The following is a 16,982-nucleotide window of genomic DNA, read 5'->3' as shown; positions in this document are numbered from 1 at the left end:
GGCCAGGCCAGCGCCGCGCCCAGCGCGCCGCCCCTGGCCAGCAACGCGCGCCGCGCGGGGAGCGGCGGCGAGCGGCTGCCGTCAGTCGCCATCGAGCGCATTGAAGCCGATGGTCACGCCCAGCGCCGGCGCCAGGTCCTGGTCGACGATCGCCTTGGCGTTCTTGAGCGTCAAGGCCGCCAGTCCCAGCAGGCGGCGCCCTTCGGCGTCGGTCAGCGCCTGCTCCAGCGGCGCCGGCACCTCGCGCAGCGTGCGCGCCGCGCTGCGCAGTTCGCCCAGCACCGCCTGCGCCATCCAGTCCTCGCCCTTGCGCAGCGCATAGCCGCCGGCCGTGTAGAACGCCGCCAGGCCATCCAGGCCGGCGGCCAGCGTGCGCATCGACAGGCCGCTGCGCCAGAACGCGGCGCGCCTGGGCCGGGCGTCGTCGGCCGCCGCGCCCAGCACGGGCAGCAGCTTCACGTCGCGCGCCAATTGCAGGCCAGTGGACAGCGCCTTCATGGCTTCAGCCGCCACTTCCTGCGGATCGCGGTAGAGGTCATTGTCCGCCTGCGGCCGCGCGAACTGGCGGCCGAAGCCGGCCTTGCCGTCCCAGGCCTGGGCCACCTCGCGCGAGATCGCGGCGACGTTCGCCGAGACCGCGCGGGCATAGCCGCAGGCATAAGCGAACGTCGGCGCGCCGGTCTGCCGCAGCAGCGCCGGTTCGCCATACAACACATATTCCAGCGCCGGCAGGCCCTGCACCGCCACGCTGCGGCCGGACAGCGCGCCCGGCTTGAGCAGCCCGGCATCCTGCGCCGCGATCACGGCCTGCACCTGCCGTGGCATCACGCCGCGCGTGTCCGGCCAGAACGCCAGGCGTTCGTAGCGGTTGGCCTGCACCAGCGGTCCGAAGCGCAATGGTTCCAGGCGGGCCCAGGCCAGCGCCAGGCCGGCAAAACCGTCCTCGACCGTCCGGGCGCCGGCGGCGTCGGGCTTGGCGCACCACGTGGCCAGCGCGCCCTCCAGCTTGCCGGCGGCCTCCGCCATGCCGGCGGCGGCCGGCCGGGCGTAGCCCTGCGCCAGCCGCTCGCCCAGGTCGGCGGGCAAGCCGGCCGCGCCGGCGGACAAGGACCAGGCCAGCGTCAGCGCGGCGGCCAGGCCGCTGGCGGGCGCGCTGCGGCGGATAGCGGTGAGCGTCATTACAGCGACTCCAGGAAACGGATCAGGTCGGCGCGTTCTTCGGGTGTCATCGCCACCACGCGGTCGCGCGCCGGCTGGCCGGCGCCGCCGTGCCACAGCACCGCTTCCAGCAGCGTGCGGGCGCGGCCGTCGTGCAGCCAGGTGGCGTTGGGGTTGACGGTCCTGGTCAGGCCGATGCCCCACAGCGGCGGCGTGCGCCATTCACGCCCATTGGCCGAACCGTCGGACACGCCATCGGCCAGATCCTCGCCCATGTCATGCACCAGCATGTCGGTGTACGGCCAGATCAGCTGGAAGCGATGCTCGGCCTGCCTGGCGTTGCGGCTGGTGACGTACTTGGGCACGTGACAGGCCACGCAATTGGCTTCGTAGAACAGCTTCTTGCCGGCCAGCACGCGGGCGTCGTCGGTATCGCGCCGCTGCGGCACCGCCAGGTTGGTGGAATAGGTGGTGACGAAGTCCATCAGCTTGGCCGGCACTTCTTCCGCGCCGAAGCGCGGCTGCGCGCCGTGCGGCATCTGCAGGCATTGCGGCTGCGCCGCGGTGCAGTCGCCGTAGTGCTTGGGAAAGAGAGGCGTGGACAGGCCCATGTCGTTGGAGAACGCGGCGGCGCTCTGCTGCGCCACCGTGGGCTGACCGGCTTTCAGGTTGAAGCGGCCCAGCACGCGCTGGCCGGTGCGCGCGTCGGTGACCCAATTGGCCTTGCCGACGATGCCGTCGCGCTTGTCGGCGCCGATATTGGCCAGGATGTCGGCCTCGTGGATCGATTCCAGCAGGCCCAGGCCGATCATCGGCGGCGCCAGGCGCGGCGAGATCTGCGTGTCCTTGCGCATCGGCCCATAGCCCAGGTTGTCGATGCGGTAGGCCGGCTTCATCAGCGTGGCGCTTTCGCCGCCATTGAGCCGGACCGTGACCGGCGTGTAGTCGATTTCCATGCGGCCTTCGGCCGGCAGGCCGGCCACCGCGAAGTTCTGCAACTGCACGCCGTAGACGGGTTCGGGCAGCAATGCGATCTCGCCCGGCGCCAGGCGCGGATGGCCACGGTCGGGCCCTTCCGGCACTGCCAGGCGCAGCAGCAGTGCCACTGCGTCGGGCCGCTCCAGCGGATCGAAGCCCGGCACCGAGCCGCGCCCATCCTTGGTATGACAGGCCTGGCAGGAACGCGCGTTGAACAGCGGCCCGAGGCCGTCGGAAGCCTGCGTGGACGCGGGCGCCGACACCCAGTCCTTGCGGAACAGGCCGTTGCCGACCTGGAATTCCTGGCGCCGCTCGAAGCTCATGTTGGCCGACGGCTGCGAAAAGATGTCGGCGTTGATGAGCTTGTTGGTGGTGGCGGCGCCGGCCTGCATGGTCTCGAAAGCCTCGGCCTTGGAGAAATCGCGGGTGGGCGCAGTGATGGCGCGAACGCGCTCGAGGTCGGCCGCGCTCAGGTCGTCGCGCCCGGCCGGCGCGGAAGCGGCCGCGCAAGAAGCGGCGGCGTGGGCCGACGCCGCCAATACGGCAACGATTACGCGCTTCACTTGAATACGGCGTCGGGTTGGTCCAGGCTGTCGGAACCTTCGATGGCGACCTTGCCCAGTTCCAGCAGCGCGATCACGCGCTCCAGGCTGCGGGTCTGGTCGACCAGGCGGTCGATGGCGGCCTGCACCACCGCGTTGCCTTCCTTGTTGCCGTCCGCGATCATCTGGTCGTAGGTCTCGACCGTTTCGGCGCGCGTCTTCATCGCCTGCATGGCGGCGACGGTGGCGTCCAGCTTGGCGCGCACCTCGGCGTCCAGCTTGGGATCGCGCGCCTTGACCAGCGCCGACAGGCTGGCGCCCTCCAGTTTCTTGCCATCGGGCCGGGTATACGCGCCCAGGTAGACGTTGCGGATGCCGATCTGGTTGTAGAAGTGCGAGTTATGGGTATTGTCCGAGAAGCAGTCGTGCTCTTCCTCGGGATCATGCAGCATCAGGCCGAGCTTCATGCGCTCGCCGGCCAGCTCGCCGTACGACAGGCTGCCCACGCCGGTCAGCATCGCCACCAGGCCGGCCTTGGGATCTTCCTGCACCGCCTTGCGCGCGGCGCCGTCCTGCCGCCAGTTGCCAACCATCTCTTCCAGGTCGCTCACCAGCAGGTCGGTGACGGCCTTCAGGTAGGCGATGCGGCGTTCGCAGTGGCCGCCGGTGCATTGCTTGACGTCGAAGTCGGTATACGGGCGGTTGCCCGCGTGACGCTCCTGCGGCGAGCCCTTGCGCGCGGCCGGCGCCGGACCGGAACCATTCAGGTCCTGGCCCCACAGCAGGAATTCGATGGCGTGGTAGCCGGTGGCGACGTTGGCCTCGTTGCCGTCGGCCTCGTGCAGCACTTCGGATAGCAGCTTGGGCGTGATCTGGCTGACATCGATGGTCTTGCCGCCCACCGAGATCGTGGAATTGGCGATGACGTTGACCGCATAGTAGGCGTTTTCGTCGTTCTCGGTGCCATAGGAAGCATCGACATAGTCGATCAGGCCTTCGTCCAGCGGCCAGGCGTTCACGCGCCCTTCCCAATCGTCGACGATGGGGTTGCCGAAGCGGAACGCCTCGGTCTGCTGATACGGCACGCGCGCGTCCAGCCAGGCCTGGCGCGCGGCCTTGAGCGTCTGTTCGCTGGGCTTGGCCACCAGGGCGTCGATGGCCTCGCGCAAGGTCTTGGCCGAGCGCAGCGCGTCTTCGTAGCCGGCCAGCGCCAGATCCGAATAGTTGGCGACCACGGCCTTGGGCTCCACCGCCGCATGAGCCGTTCCGCCGAACACCGCGGCGGCCAGCGCCACCCCCAACAACAACTTGCGCATCACTTTCTCCCGTAATTCGGACAAAATCCGCCCCGCGGCAGTCCCGTCCACACTGAAATTTTGTAGATGCGAGTGTAAACAATTTTCGTTTGTTATTCAGAATAAAGTCAGCTACCTGACGTTTTTCCGAATAAAAAAGGAAGCCCCCCTGCCGCGGCCGCCATCCGCCCGCGGTCTGCGCTGCCGCAAGCCCGGGCGCGGAAAAAGGCCCGGGCGAACCCGGGCCGATGAGGGCAAGGCCGGCAGCGCGTTCAGCGTTGCAGCGGCGCCTTGGCGGTCTCGCGCGCGGCCAGCACCGAGATGGCGGTCACCGCCAATGCGGCCACCACGTACAGCGACACCGCCACGGTCGAGTTCCATGACTTGAACAGGCTGGCGATGATCAGCGGGGCGAAACCGCCGCCGACGATGCCGGCCAGCGTGTAGGCCAGCGACGCGCCGGCGTAGCGCACCCGCCCCGGGAATTGCTCCGTGACGAAGGCGGCCTGCGGTCCGTACATCATCGCGTGGATCAACAGGCCCACCACCACCGCGGCGCAGATGGCCACGGGCTGCGCGCTGTCCATCAGTGTGAAGAACACGAAGGCCCAGACCATGCCCAGCAGCGCGCCCGCCAGGTAGACCGGGCGCCGCCCGATCAGGTCCGACAGGTGGCCGAACACCGGCACCGCAATGGCGTTGAGCGCCGCGCCCAGCATGGTGGCGCCCAGCGCCAGCGGCCGCGGCAGGCGCAGCACCGTGGTCACGTAGGTCAGCGTGAACACCACCACCAGCGCATACAGCACGTCCGAACCGATGCGCGCACCGCCGGCCACCAGCAGTTGGCGCCAGTGTTGCACCAGCACGTCCCTGACCGGGGCATTGGCGGTCTCGCGCTTCTGTTCCATGTCGCGGAACACCGGCGTTTCCTCGACGCCGCGGCGCAGCCACAGGCCGAACAGCACCAGCGCCACGCTCGACACGAACGGCAGGCGCCAGCCCCAGGCCTGGAACTGCTCCGGCGTAAGCCACAGCGAGACCAGGGCGATGAAGCCGGTGCCGATCAGCGTGCCGCACGACGGCCCGACCTGCGTGAAGGACGCATTGCGGCCGCGCTGGTCGGGCTTGCCGTGTTCCATCGACAGCAGCACCGCGCCGGCCCATTCGCCGCCCAGCGCCACGCCTTGGACAAAGCGCAGCGCCACCAACGCGGCCGGCGCCCACACGCCCCACTGCGCGTAGGTCGGCAGCATGCCCATCAGGCCGGTCGACAGCCCCATGATGACGAGCGTGGCCACCAGCACGAACTTGCGGCCCAGGCGGTCGCCCAGGTGGCCGAATACGAAACCGCCCAGCGGCCGCGAGACATAGCCGACCGCATAGGTCGAGAACGCCAGGATGGTGCCCGTCAGCGGGTCGAACGACGGAAAGAAGATGGCGTTGAAGACCAGCGCCGCCATCAGGTTGTAGACCGTGAAGTCGTACCATTCCAGCGTGGTGCCGACCGAACTGGCCAGCGCCAGCTTCTTCATCTTGCCGGACGACGCGCCGCCGTGCGCGGCGGCCGGCGCGTGCAACGTGTTCTCAGTCATTTGATTACCCCTGTCCCGTGTACATGGCGTTGCTTGTCTTGGCGCGGTTCAGCGCAGGTCGGCAGCGGCCAGCTTCCAGCCCAGCGCCAGCAGCCAGTTGTCGGCGGCCCGCGTGCCGAACGCGGCGGCGGCCTGTTCGCCCAGGGCGCGCGCGGCGGCGGCGGAACCGGCCTCGATCACGAACAGCGGATCGAGGCGGCGGTTTGCCATCGATTCTCGCGGCAAGGGGCCGCTGAGCGCCGTATCCGGCGCCAGCAAATAGGACTGGACGAAACCCTCTGACCGCGCCAGGGCGCCACCGCTCTCGGCAGCGCGCGCCGTCAGGCCCGCCGCGTCGCCGCCGTACACCAGCGGCAGCACCGCGATGTGGCTGCCGCTGCCGAAACCCGTCACGGCCTGCACCGCGCACACACGGCGCATCGGGTCGCGCATGCGATCCAGGTTGGTCACCGACCACGGCGTCTGGCGCTCGAAGGCGGCGCGGTAATCCGCGCTGGTGAAGGCGCCCAGCGATTGCGTGCGGTACAGCCCCAGGTACTTGCGGCCGCCGGACAGCGACACATAGCGCGCGCCAGACAGGAAGCCGGGGATGCGCACGCGCTCCTCGACGTGCTCGCGGTCGTACCAGCGGTTGAAATCGGTCTCGAAGGCGGGATCGACGTCGCAGGCAACGAACAGCATGCCGTTGGGCGTGGCGGAAGCGGTGGTTTGGCTCATGGAAAGAAAACGTCCCTTCGATAACGGAAGGGACTCATCTTCGGCCGGCCGGGCCAGGTCCGCCAAACGAGTAATTTTTCGCGGCGGCAACAGAATTACTGAAAGCCGACCTAGGGATAACGCTATTGCGCCGACGCGAATGTTGGCGGCGTGACCGACGCGGTGTACTGGTCCGACGCGCGGCAGGCCAGCTCGGCCACCAGCCGGATCGCCTCCGAGCCGGCGCCTTCCAGGTAACTCACCACCAGCAACTGCGGCGGCACCGGCACGTCGCAGCGGATCATCTGCACCTCGCCGCGCGCCACGTATTCGTAGATCGGCGGCAGCGGCACCAGGGCACGGCCGAAGCCGCTGCGCACGAGCCGCGCCAGCGCCGACATCGAACTGACGCAATGCACCTTGCCCAGCGGCAGGCCGGCCTCGCGGAACAGCCCTTTCAACGCCTCATGCGGCTGCGAACCGGGACTCATGGTCAACACCGGCTCGCTCAGCAACTGCTGCACCGTCAGCGCCTCGTCATCGCCGGCGGGGCCGACCCAGCCCATCTCCATCGGCAGGCACGGCGTGCTGATGATGCCGGTGTCGGTCAACAGATCGGTCTGCAAGGCGATATCCAGCGCGCCCTCGCGCAGGCCGCGATGCAGCGCGCGCGTGGTCTCCGAAGTCAGCCGCACCTCGATGCCCGGATAGGTCGAGCGCAGATTGGTCAGGAAACCGATCAGCCAGGTATGCACCACCGTCTCGATGGCGCCGATGCGCACCAGGCCGAACACCTCGTCGCCGGTGCGGCCCAGCGACAGGATCTGCTGGCGCAACTGCAACAGGCGTTCGCCATAGTCGAGCAGGCGCGTGCCCACCGCCGTCAGCCGCAACTCCTTGGCATCGCGCTCGAACAGGCGCGCGCCGATGTCTTCCTCGAGCGAGGCGATGCGGTTGGCCACCGCCGCCTGGGTGATGTGCAGGCGGTCGCTGGCCGCACGGAAACTGCCCAGCCGGGCCGACCACAGAAATGCTTCGACAAAACGGGTATTCATATCGACGCCGCAGCGCGCCCTTCTTCCTTGAATGGCGGAGCGGCAGGCCCCGGCCTGCGCACATCCTAACGCCTGGCGGGGCCGGTGCGCCATGACGGGCCGCGCGCCCTGCCGCGGTGCCGCATGCACCAGCATGGTTCACGCGCTGCGCCATGATCGCCCCGCCATGGCGAAAAACCGGGCTTTTCAAGGTTGGCACGAGTCTTGCTTGATGACTGGTATGCAAGCTTGTCTACAAGCGCCCGTCCCTTTTCCGACCAGGAGTCCCACATGACCCAACGCCCCGCGCCCTTCGCTTTCAACGCCACCCGCCGCCGGCTGATGCAGGGCGCCGCGCTGGGCGCCGCCACGCTGGCCGCGCCGGCCCTGGTGCGGGCGCAGTCGGGTCCGGTCATCCGCATCGGTTACTGGCCGGTCGCCGCCGGCCTGCCGTTCTATGCGGCCATCGAGAAAGGCTACTTCAAGGAAGCCGGTCTGAACGTCGAGGCCCTCAAGTTCGCCGGCGCCCAGCAGGTCATGGAAGCCATGCTGGCGGGCCGCGCCGACGGCAGCGCCAACGGCACCGGCTCGGCCAACCTCGCCATCGGCGAAATCGCCTCGCCCGGCCTGTTCAAGATATTCGCTTCGAACCCCAGCAATGCCAAGAACGTGCTGGACGAGTTCATCGTCGCCAAAGACAGTCCCATCAAATCCATCGCAGACCTCAAGGGGAAAAAGGTCGGTTCTGGTCCCGGCATCCAGAATTCCACGCTGGCCAAAGCAGTACTGGAGCGCGCCGGCGCAACCGGGGCGACCGTGGTCGAGCTGGCGATCAGCCAGCACGTAGCCGCGGTCGCCGCCGGCCAGTTGGACGCCTGCTACACACTCGAGCCCACCGGCACGGTCGGCCGCCTGAACGGCACCACCCGCGTGCTCGAAGCCGGGGTCATCGCCAAGTACGTGCTGGGCGACCCGATGGCGCCGTGGTTCGGCGGCTCGGCCTCGCTGACCACCGCGTTCCTGAAGAAGCACCCCGAGGAAAGCAAGAAATTCATCGCCGCCTACGCCCGCGGCATCGAACTGATCCGCACCAAGCCTGACGAAGCGCGTCCCTTCATGAAGGGCTACACCGCCATCGAAGGCCCCATGACCGAAGCCGTGCCGCTGGCCGCCTACACGCTCTACAACGAGTTCCAGCCCAGCGACATCCAGTATTTCCAGAAATTCTTCGACCTGTTCACCGACAAGGGCATCTTCGCGCAGAAGGTGGATGTGGCCTCGATGCTGTACAAGGGCTGAGCCATGGACGCGACCAACGCAAGCCGCGCTGGCGCGGCGGCCGCCACGGCAACCGCCGGCGCGCCGCCCGCCTCGCGCCCGCCCCGCAAATGGACCGCGGCGCGCCTGCTGCCGCTGATCGGCCCGCTGGCGCTGTACGTGGTGTGGGACCTGGTGGTGCGACTGCAGCTGGTCAGCCCGGTGCTGCTGCCCACGCCCGGCGCCACGCTGGTGGCCCTGGCCAAGGGCATGGCCGGCGGCCCGCTGCTGGGCGACTTCCTGTCCTCCGTCAACCGCACGCTGCAGGCCTTCGTCATCGCCGGCGTGATCGGCGTGCCCCTGGGCGTGCTGCTGGGCAGCAACGAAAAGGCCTACCGCAGCGTCGAGTTCCTGGTGGACTTCTTCCGCTCGACGCCGTCGTCGGCGCTGATCCCGCTGTTCCTGATGATCTTCGGCGTGACCGACATGAACAAGATCGCCATCGCCGCCTTCGCCGCGGTGCTGGTGATCCTGTTCAACAGCGCCTACGGCGTCATCAACGCGCGCAAGCAGCGCGTGATGGCGGCGCGGGTGATGGGCGCCTCGCGCTGGCAGATCTTCAAGGACGTGCTGATCTGGGAAAGCCTGCAGCCCACCTTCGTCGGCCTGCGCAGCGGCGTGTCGATGGCGCTGGTCATCGTGATCGTGGCCGAGATGTTCATCGGCTCGGACAGCGGGCTGGGCAACCGCATCATCAATGCCCAGCAGGTGCTGAACGTGCGCGATATGTACGCCTCGATCCTGGCCGCCGGCGCGCTCGGCTATGTCCTCAACATTCTGTTCCTGGTGCTGGAAAAGCGCGTGGTCCATTGGAGCGGCCGCTAATCATGTCCACCGTCATCAACCCCGTCATCGCCCCCGCCCCCACGCCCGCGCCGTTCCGGCCGGGTCCGGCGGGCACCCACATCACCATCCGCGGCCTGACCAAGTATTTCGCCGGCTGGCCGCTGTATGAGGACTTCAACCTCGACATCCCCAAGGGCAAGATCGTCTCGGTGTTCGGCCCCAACGGCTGCGGCAAGTCGACGCTGATCAACATGATCGCGGGCCTGATTCCCATCGATGCCGGCGAGATTCTGTTCGACGGCAAATCGCTGGCGCAGACCAAGATCGGCTACGTCTTCCAGAACTACCGCGAGGCCATGTTCCCGTGGCTGCGCACCATCGACAACATCGCCTACCCGCTGCGCCTGGAAGGCCGCAGCAAGGCCGAGGTCGATGCGCGCGTGGAGGAGCTGGTGGCCTCGTTCGACGTCAAGTTCGACCTCAAGCGCTATCCCTACGAACTGTCGGGCGGCCAGCAGCAGACCGCGTCCATCATGCGCGCCCTGGCCCCGGGACCCGAGGTGCTGTTCCTGGACGAACCGTTCTCGGCGCTGGATTTCGAGATGACGTTGTTCATCCGCGAAAAACTGCAGGAGGTCTTCATGCAGACCGGCACCACCATGCTGCTGGTGTCGCATGACCTGGAAGAAGCCGTGTACCTGGCCGACCAGGTGCTGCTGCTGACCAAGCGCCCCACGCGCGTGGCCGAGATACTGGACTACGGCGACGCCCGTCCGCGCACGGTCGAGACGCTGTCCGAGCCCAGCTTCATCGGCATGAAGAAACTGAGCCTGGAGATCTTCCAGCGCGAGGTGCGCCGGTAACCCCCGCGCGCCGCCGCCGTCCGTCTTAAACATTCCCGCCGGGAGCCCCGCCATGACCCAGGAAACCATCGACCAATACGTACGCAGCGCGCTGGCGCTGGCCGGCTACGCCCTGCGTGAACCGGCCGCGGCCGAAGTGGCGCAGCAATTCAGCCGCATCCACGACATTGCCTCGACCTTCATCGACGAGGCGCTGCCGCTGGAGCTGGAATCGGCCTCGGTGTTCCGCCCGTGAACAGCGCCCTGCTCGACCTCGCGCGGCAAATCCGCAACGGCGAACGCAGCGCATCGGCGGTGCTCGAAGCCACGCTGGCGCGCATCCGCACGGCCGATGCGCGCTACAACTGCTTCACCAGCCTCACCGAAGCTCGTGCGCGGCAGGAAGCCACCGCCATCGACGCGCGCCGCGCCCGCGGCGAGGCGCTGCCGCCGCTGGCCGGCGTGCCCTACGCCGTCAAGAACCTGTTCGACACCGCTGATGAAGTGACGCTGGCCGGCGGCCGCGTCAACGCCGCCAATCCGCCCGCGCGGCGCGACGCCACGCTGGTGGCGCGTCTGCGCGAAGCCGGCGCGGTGCTGGTGGGCGCGCTCAACATGGACGAGCATGCCTACGGCTTCACCACCGAGAACTCGCACTACGGCGCTTGCCACAACCCGCACGACCTCGCCCGCATCGCCGGCGGCTCCTCGGGCGGCAGCGCCGCCGCGGTGGCCGGCGGCCTGGTGCCGCTGACACTGGGCTCGGACACCAACGGCTCGATCCGGGTGCCGGCCTCGCTATGCGGCGTCTTCGGCCTGAAGCCGACCTTCGGCCGCCTGCCCCGCACCGGTTCGTTCCCCTTTGTCGGCAGCCTCGATCACCTCGGCCCGTTCGCGGCCGACGCGGCCGGCCTGGCCGCGGCCTACGACCTCCTGCAAGGCCCCGATCCCGAGGATGTGGCCTGCGGCCAGCGGCCGCTCGAGCCCGTGCTGGCGGAGCTGGCCTCGGCGCGGCCGCTGCGCGTGGCGGTGCTGGGCGGCTACTTCGCCCACTGGGCCGGTCCCGAGGCGCGCCAGGCGGTGCAGATGGCGGCGCGCGCGCTCGACGCCAGCGCCACCGTCGAACTGGCCAGCGCCGCGCAGGCACGCGCCGCCGCGTTCGTGATCACCGCGGCCGAAAGCGGCGCGCTGCATCGCCGCCGCCTGGTCACCCATTACGACTACTACGAGCCGCATTCGCGCGACCGCCTGGTCGCCGGCAGCCTGGTGCCCGCCGCCTGGGTGCAGCAGGCGCAGCGGGTACGCCAGCGCGCTTACCGCGAAGCGCAGGCGCTGTTCGCCGACTACGACGTATTGATCGCCCCGGCCACGCCGGTGCCCGCCACCGCCATCGGCACCCAGAGCCTGACGCTGGCCGGCCAGACGCTGCCCGCGCGCGCCAGCATGGGTTTGCTGACGCAACCGGTCTCCTGCCTCGGCTTGCCGGTCTGCGTCGCGCCCCTCTGGCCCGGCATCGGCGCCGACGCGCATCTGCCGCTGGGCGTCCAATTGATCGCCGCGCCGTGGCGCGAGGCCGATTGCCTGCTGGCCGCCCGGCGGCTGGAACAGGCCGGCATCGCCGCCACCCGCCCCGTATAGCCCCGCCGCATCGAGGTCCGGACATGGATTCCGCATTCGCCGTCATCGACACGCCCCGCAGCCTGGCCGACTCGGCCTACGGCACGCTCAAGCACGACATCCTCGACTTCCGCCTGGCGCCAGGCGACCGCTTCACCGAAACCGAGATCGCCGAACGCCTGCGGGTCAGCCGCACGCCGGTGCGCGAAGCCCTGTTCCGGCTCGAACGCGAAGGCTATCTGGAGGTGCGCCAGCGCAACGGCTGGCTGGTCAAGCCGCTGGACTTCGACACGCTCGACCACTTCTACGAGTTGCGCAGCGTGCTCGAAATCGCCGCCGTACGCGCCCTGTGCGCGCCGGGCCAGATACCCGATCCGCTGCGCGCGCTGCAACCGCTGCTGGATGTCTGGCGGGTCGACCCCGCGCAGCGCTCCGGCAATGGCGAATGGCTGGCCGAACTCGATGAGCGCTTCCACATGGACCTGGTGGCCGCCGCCGGCAATCCGGAGATCGCGCGCGTGCACCGCGCGGCCACAGAGCGCATCCGCATCGTGCGGCGGCTCGACTTCACCCAGTCCGAACGCATCGACCGCACCTATGCCGAACACGGCGCCATCCTCGACGCCATCCTGGCGCGTGACGCCGAGCGCGCCGCGGCGCTGCTGCAAGCGCACATCGGCGACAGCCAGGCCGCGGTGCGCAAGATCACGCTGCACCGGCTCTATGCCACGCGCCGCGCGCAGGCGGCCTAGCGGGGTGTCAGCGCGGCTGCAACCAGCGCGCCAGCCGGCGCGTGACGAAGGGGATGCAGATGTACACCATCACCGGCGTCATGGTCAGGCTGGTGAGCAGGGCGCGCCAGAACACCGGCAGGGACGCCAGGTGCTCGCTTACCAACAGCGTGAACGCCAGCAGCACCGGGAAGTACGCCAGCCAGATGCTCACCGCCTGCTTCCAGCGCGGCGGCGCGCCGGCGGCGCGCTGCGGTCCGAACCAACCGTCCATGCCGCTGACCCGGCGTGCATGGCTGGCCCGCACCAGCGCGGCGCCGCGCTCCAGCCACATACGGCGCGGCAGCGATTGTTCCCAGCGGTTGAGGCTGGCCTCGTCGTTAAAGCGCAGCACGATCTGGTACTGGTCGCCCCCTTCGGGCGGCTGCAGCACGCCGGAGCCGAGAAAGCCGGGAAAACCGGCGGCGAGGATTTCGCCCTGGCGCATCCACGCAAGAAAGTCGCTGTAGCGTTCGGGCGTAATGTGCCGCGTCACCAGCATGGTGACCGGAGCGGGAACGGCGGAACGGGTCATGATGAAACTCCTGGTGCGAGGTGCAGCCTGTTATGTGGTGTAAACCCTAGCAAGCGGCGTGCCAGCCTCGCGCCGCAGCATTCGCCCCGGCGCGCGGCGGGTAACGCCCGGCGGCGCCCAGCCGGGCGTGAATTTGCGCACCGCAACACACCCCATATTGGTGATTACCCTAAATTACGCACCATGACGGTGCATTCCACTCGCAGCCAGAGAAAACCCATGGACATCAATCTGCCGGAAGTCGTCGCCGACATCAGCGCGGCCTTCGCCCGCTACGAAACCGCCCTGGTCAACAATCAGGTCGACGTGCTGGACGAACTGTTCTGGAACAGCCCGCACACGCTGCGCTACGGCGCCAGTGAAAACCTCTATGGCTATGACGCCATCCGCGCCTTCCGCGCCGCCCGCGCGCCGCAAGGCTTGGCGCGCCGCGTGCTGCGCACCGCCATCACCACCTATGGCCATGATTTCGCCACCACCCATATCGAGTTCCAGCGCGACGGCAGTGACCGCATTGGCCGCCAGAGCCAGACCTGGATGCGCACGCCGCAAGGCTGGCGCGTTGTCGCGGCGCATGTCAGCCTGATGAGCGGTTGAAACGGCCGCGCCGTGCCGGCGCCGGCACGCGGCGGATGCAACTCGACACACGTCCATACCGCCCATAACGTTATGGGCGCGGCGCCATTGAGCCGTCATGAGGACAGGTCTACACTGGGTCTTCCCGACCCAGGAGCCCCACCTCATGAGCACCTACAAGATCGCTGTCTTCGTTGGCAGCCTGCGCGCCGCGTCGATCAACCTGCGCCTGGCGCGCGCGCTGGAAAAGTTGGTCCCGGCCGACTTCAAGTTCGAATACGTCAGCCTGGGCGACGTGCCGCTGTACAACCAGGACAACGAGAACAACCTGCCGGCGCCCGCGGCCAAACTCAAGCAGCAGATCCTCGATGCCCAGGGCATCCTGTTCGTCTCGCCCGAGCACAATCGTTCGCTGCCCGCCGCCATCAAGAACGCGATCGACTGGGGCACGCGTCCCTGGGGCCAGAATTCCTGGGCCGGCAAGGCCGTCGGCATTCTCGGCACCTCGCCCAGCGCCGCCGGCACCGCGCTCATGCAGCAGCACCTGCGCAACATCCTGGCCGCCGAGGGCGCCATCGCCCTGACGACGCCGGAAGTCTTCCTGCAATACACCGACGGCCTGATCGACGACCAGTACAACATCACCAACGAAGGCACGCGCAAATTCCTGCAAGGCTGGATCGACCGCTACGTCGACTGGATCAAGAAGTTCAACAGCTGATTTGATTGCCGCCGTTGCCGGGCCTGGGGCGCCGCCCCGCCCGGCACCGATCGCCCACCCGGTTGCGGGCGATCCCCCCCCCGACACGTCGGGGGTTTTTTTTGACTGCCCGCCACCGGCGCGCGATATCCGCCCATCCGCAAAATACATGCACGCGCAAATAGTTTGACGCACCACGGAACTCCCATTAATATGCATGCGCATACATTGATTTACCGAAAAACCGCCCCCGTGGCATATCGACGCGCCCCCCGCGGCGCACCCTCTACATAAGGAGCTTCACCATGAGTTGGCTATATCTGGCAATCGCCGTGGTCTTTGAAATCGCAGTCGCCATTGCCGCGGGCAACGCGAAAGGGTTCACCCGCTTGGGCTGGACCGCCGCAACGCTGGTCAGCGGGGCGATCGCCACCTACTTCCTCAGCCTGGCCCTGCTCACCTTCGATGTCGGCGTCGGCTACGCAATCTGGACCTCGGTGGCGGGCGTCGGCATCGTGGTGCTGGGCGCCCTGTTCTTCGGCCAGCGGCTGAACGCAGGCAAGGCCGTCGGCATCGCCCTGGTCATCGGCGGCGTGGTGGGCCTGCGGCTGAGCGGCGCCGCCTGACACCCCGGAACAACCGATTCATCTCCACTGACCTGAACGCAACAAGGAATCCAACATGAACACAACCCACCACACCACCCCGGGCAACGGACGCGCCTGGATCATGCTGCTGCTGGCCAGCGCCTTCGAGATCGGCTATGCCCTCAGCGTCGGTGGCAGCCAGGCCTTCACGGTACCGGGCTGGTCAATTTCCGCCGGGGTCTTCTTCCTGCTGACGCTGTATGCGCTCAGCGTCGCCTTGAAATCCATCGACGTCGGAATCGGCTACGCGGTATGGGCCGGTATCGGCTCGGTCGGCGCCGCCGCCTTCGGCAGCATCCTGCTCGATCAACCGTTGACACTGGCCCAGGCGTTCTGGCTGGCCGTCATCATCGGCGGCGTGGTCTGGTTGAAACTGGCCGACAGCGCCAGGCTGCGCGACCGCGGGCACACCCGGCCCGCATGAGCGCCATGGCCGCCGCGGCCTGCCCAACGCGTTGCCCGCGGCAGGCCGCGGCCGCCCAGCACTTGCATGGACATACATATGGGAAAATGACGCAATCGAATGTCCAGCAAAGGGAGCACAAGGCTCATGTCCAGAAAAAGTGATGCATGGCTCAAACTGATTCAAGTCGTCGCCAACGTCGAGAGCGATGTGGGCGGCGTGCTGCAAGCCCGCCACCGCCTGGGCCTGTCGGAATACCGCGCGCTGGAAGTCCTGGCGCGCTCGCCCGACACGGAGCTGCGCATGCAGGAACTGGCCTCGCACCTCGGCCTGCACCAGAGTTCGGTGGCGCGCATGGTCGAGCGCCTGGAGCGCGCCGGCCTCACCATCCGCGACCTGTGCCCGGACGACAAGCGAGGGGTCTATACCGTGTTGACGCAGGACGGGCTGGCGCGCCTGGAAAGCGCCCAGCCCGACTACCAGAAGGCGCTGGATGCCGCGCTCAAGCAACATGGCGGCGACAAGCTGCTGGCGGCGGCGGGCGCCAAGTCGGGCACGGCATAGCGGCGGCGCGTACCTATCCCCGTCTGCTGTGGAGAAGCTTGAGGACAGTTCGGGGGCAGGTGCAAAAAAACCTGTCAGGCCGGGCACTTGCAAACGCCGCTCAAAGAATGCGCAATCGCCCCCGCAGCGAAAGTCCGCCGGACTTATCCACTGTCGCCGGCCTGCCGGCCGCGCATCTCGCGCAAAGGCCCGCCCCGGCCGGCATTTGTCCCAGCATTCTGTGGACAAGCATGAGGACAGCATGAGGGCAGGTGGATTTTTCCCTTGCACATCAAGTGCCTGCAAGCGCTGGTCAAGAATCGCCCAACCACGTGCCGGCGCCGCCCCGGTTGTCCCCGGGAAATGTGGATAAGGCTGAGGACAGTCTGCGGGCAGCGGCAAAATTCCCTTTGCCGCCAACAGCTTGCGCCTGGCGGGCAATAAAGGCGCAGCCCCGCCGTTGCGAGGCCCCGCCCGGCGGCGGCCGACGCGGCCACGGCTTCGGCGCCGGACTTGTCCCCACCGGATGTGGACAAACCTCTGAACAGTCTCATGACAAGCTGAAAAAAAGCTTATCCGACAAGCACTTGCAAAGACCGCTCAAAAAAGGAGCAGGCCGCCATGGCCGCGGCGCGGTGTCAGCCTGAACGCGGTGCGCTCTCGGGCTGCCAGCCGGCGCCCCTAGACGTCGCCGTCCTCCAGGCGCATGCCGATCTTCAACCCGACCTGCCAATGCGCCACCTTGCCGTCCTTGATGTGGCCGCGCACCTCGGTGACCTCGAACCAATCCAGGTTGCGCAGCGTTTCGGATGCGCGTTCGATGGCCTTGCTGATCGCATCGTCGGTGGACGTGGTGGAAGAGCCCACCAGTTCGATCTGCTTGTAGACATGATTCGACATAGCTCGTCTCCTTTGAGGGGGAAGCGTTGCGAATCGTCGGCCGCGCGCGGG

The 16,982-nt window shown here is 68.1% G+C and carries 19 protein-coding genes; 11 read left to right on the top strand and 8 right to left on the bottom strand.

Features of this window, described 5'->3' with window-relative positions; translation table 11 throughout:
- Nucleotides 1–81: 81 nt before the first annotated feature.
- The 6 genes from HV701_RS13490 to HV701_RS13465 all read right to left on the bottom strand — a co-directional run bounded on the left by HV701_RS13490 (nt 82) and on the right by HV701_RS13465 (nt 7,316).
- Nucleotides 82–1,179: an imelysin family protein gene (locus HV701_RS13490; RefSeq protein WP_175133527.1), complete on the bottom strand. Its 1,098-nt coding sequence runs from the start codon at nt 1,177–1,179 to the stop codon at nt 82–84.
- Nucleotides 1,179–2,699, bottom strand: a complete 1,521-nt coding sequence (locus tag HV701_RS13485; RefSeq protein ID WP_175133526.1) for a di-heme oxidoreductase family protein — start codon at nt 2,697–2,699, stop codon at nt 1,179–1,181. The genes HV701_RS13490 and HV701_RS13485 overlap by 1 nt, the downstream gene beginning before the upstream one ends.
- Nucleotides 2,696–3,994 (bottom strand): imelysin family protein, encoded by a 1,299-nt coding sequence (locus HV701_RS13480; protein ID WP_175133525.1) that lies wholly within the window; start codon nt 3,992–3,994, stop codon nt 2,696–2,698. Before HV701_RS13480 ends, HV701_RS13485 begins: the two co-directional genes overlap by 4 nt.
- Nucleotides 3,995–4,245: 251 nt before the next feature.
- Nucleotides 4,246–5,565 carry an MFS transporter gene (locus HV701_RS13475; protein WP_175133524.1) on the bottom strand — a complete coding sequence of 440 codons (1,320 nt, stop codon included), beginning with the start codon at nt 5,563–5,565 and terminating at the stop codon, nt 4,246–4,248.
- A 48-nt stretch (nt 5,566–5,613) separates the two neighbouring features.
- Nucleotides 5,614–6,282, bottom strand: coding sequence for a DUF4286 family protein (locus HV701_RS13470; protein ID WP_175133523.1), 669 nt, complete (start codon nt 6,280–6,282; stop codon nt 5,614–5,616).
- A gap of 122 nt (nt 6,283–6,404) precedes the next feature.
- A complete protein-coding gene (locus tag HV701_RS13465; protein ID WP_175133522.1) occupies nt 6,405–7,316 on the bottom strand; it encodes a LysR family transcriptional regulator in 912 nt (303 codons plus the stop codon).
- Nucleotides 7,317–7,586: 270 nt separating this feature from the next.
- On the opposite strand from HV701_RS13465, the gene HV701_RS13460 reads away from it, so the two are divergent.
- The 6 genes from HV701_RS13460 to HV701_RS13435 are packed head-to-tail and all read left to right on the top strand — an operon-like array spanning nt 7,587 to nt 12,609.
- The gene (locus HV701_RS13460) at nt 7,587–8,594 is read left to right on the top strand and encodes an ABC transporter substrate-binding protein (RefSeq protein ID WP_175133521.1); all 1,008 of its coding nucleotides are present in this window, start codon (nt 7,587–7,589) and stop codon (nt 8,592–8,594) included.
- Nucleotides 8,595–8,597: 3 nt separating this feature from the next.
- Nucleotides 8,598–9,437, top strand: coding sequence for an ABC transporter permease (locus HV701_RS13455; RefSeq protein WP_175133520.1), 840 nt, complete (start codon nt 8,598–8,600; stop codon nt 9,435–9,437).
- Between the two features lie 2 nt (nt 9,438–9,439).
- The gene (locus HV701_RS13450; protein WP_020928903.1) at nt 9,440–10,261 is read left to right on the top strand and encodes an ABC transporter ATP-binding protein; all 822 of its coding nucleotides are present in this window, start codon (nt 9,440–9,442) and stop codon (nt 10,259–10,261) included.
- 52 nt (nt 10,262–10,313) lie between these two features.
- Nucleotides 10,314–10,496, top strand: coding sequence for a DUF4089 domain-containing protein (locus tag HV701_RS13445; protein ID WP_175133519.1), 183 nt, complete (start codon nt 10,314–10,316; stop codon nt 10,494–10,496).
- Entirely contained in the window at nt 10,493–11,878 is a 1,386-nt protein-coding gene (locus HV701_RS13440; protein WP_175133518.1) for an AtzE family amidohydrolase, read from the top strand. The genes HV701_RS13445 and HV701_RS13440 overlap by 4 nt, the downstream gene beginning before the upstream one ends.
- A 23-nt stretch (nt 11,879–11,901) precedes the next feature.
- The gene (locus tag HV701_RS13435; protein WP_175133517.1) at nt 11,902–12,609 is read left to right on the top strand and encodes a GntR family transcriptional regulator; all 708 of its coding nucleotides are present in this window, start codon (nt 11,902–11,904) and stop codon (nt 12,607–12,609) included.
- A 7-nt stretch (nt 12,610–12,616) separates the two neighbouring features.
- Here HV701_RS13435 and HV701_RS13430 read toward each other — a convergent pair whose 3' ends face one another.
- Entirely contained in the window at nt 12,617–13,162 is a 546-nt protein-coding gene (locus tag HV701_RS13430) for an antibiotic biosynthesis monooxygenase (RefSeq protein WP_175133516.1), read from the bottom strand.
- Nucleotides 13,163–13,381: 219 nt separating this feature from the next.
- Here HV701_RS13430 and hpxZ point away from each other — a divergent pair, with 219 nt between their 5' ends.
- The 5 genes from hpxZ (at nt 13,382) to HV701_RS13405 (ending at nt 16,052) form a co-directional block, all read left to right on the top strand.
- Entirely contained in the window at nt 13,382–13,759 is a 378-nt protein-coding gene (gene hpxZ / locus HV701_RS13425; protein WP_175133515.1) for an oxalurate catabolism protein HpxZ, read from the top strand.
- 145 nt (nt 13,760–13,904) lie between these two features.
- Entirely contained in the window at nt 13,905–14,459 is a 555-nt protein-coding gene (locus HV701_RS13420) for an NADPH-dependent FMN reductase (RefSeq protein WP_175133514.1), read from the top strand.
- 284 nt (nt 14,460–14,743) lie between these two features.
- Nucleotides 14,744–15,064: a DMT family transporter gene (locus tag HV701_RS13415; protein WP_175133513.1), complete on the top strand. Its 321-nt coding sequence runs from the start codon at nt 14,744–14,746 to the stop codon at nt 15,062–15,064.
- 55 nt (nt 15,065–15,119) lie between these two features.
- On the top strand, nt 15,120–15,509 hold the full coding sequence (locus HV701_RS13410; protein ID WP_175133512.1) for a DMT family transporter: 390 nt from the start codon (nt 15,120–15,122) through the stop codon (nt 15,507–15,509).
- A gap of 126 nt (nt 15,510–15,635) precedes the next feature.
- Nucleotides 15,636–16,052, top strand: coding sequence for a MarR family winged helix-turn-helix transcriptional regulator (locus tag HV701_RS13405; RefSeq protein ID WP_175133511.1), 417 nt, complete (start codon nt 15,636–15,638; stop codon nt 16,050–16,052).
- Between the two features lie 660 nt (nt 16,053–16,712).
- On the opposite strand, the gene HV701_RS13400 is transcribed toward HV701_RS13405, so the two are convergent.
- Nucleotides 16,713–16,931, bottom strand: a complete 219-nt coding sequence (locus HV701_RS13400; RefSeq protein ID WP_175133510.1) for a dodecin — start codon at nt 16,929–16,931, stop codon at nt 16,713–16,715.
- Nucleotides 16,932–16,982 lie beyond the last annotated feature (51 nt).

Origin of the sequence: Achromobacter pulmonis, assembly GCF_902859765.1 — a bacterium.
GTDB classification, from domain to species: Bacteria; Pseudomonadota; Gammaproteobacteria; order Burkholderiales; family Burkholderiaceae_B; genus Achromobacter; species Achromobacter pulmonis.
The sequence above is the reverse complement of the archived record's forward strand: the minus strand, read 5'-3'. Positions and strand labels throughout refer to the sequence as shown.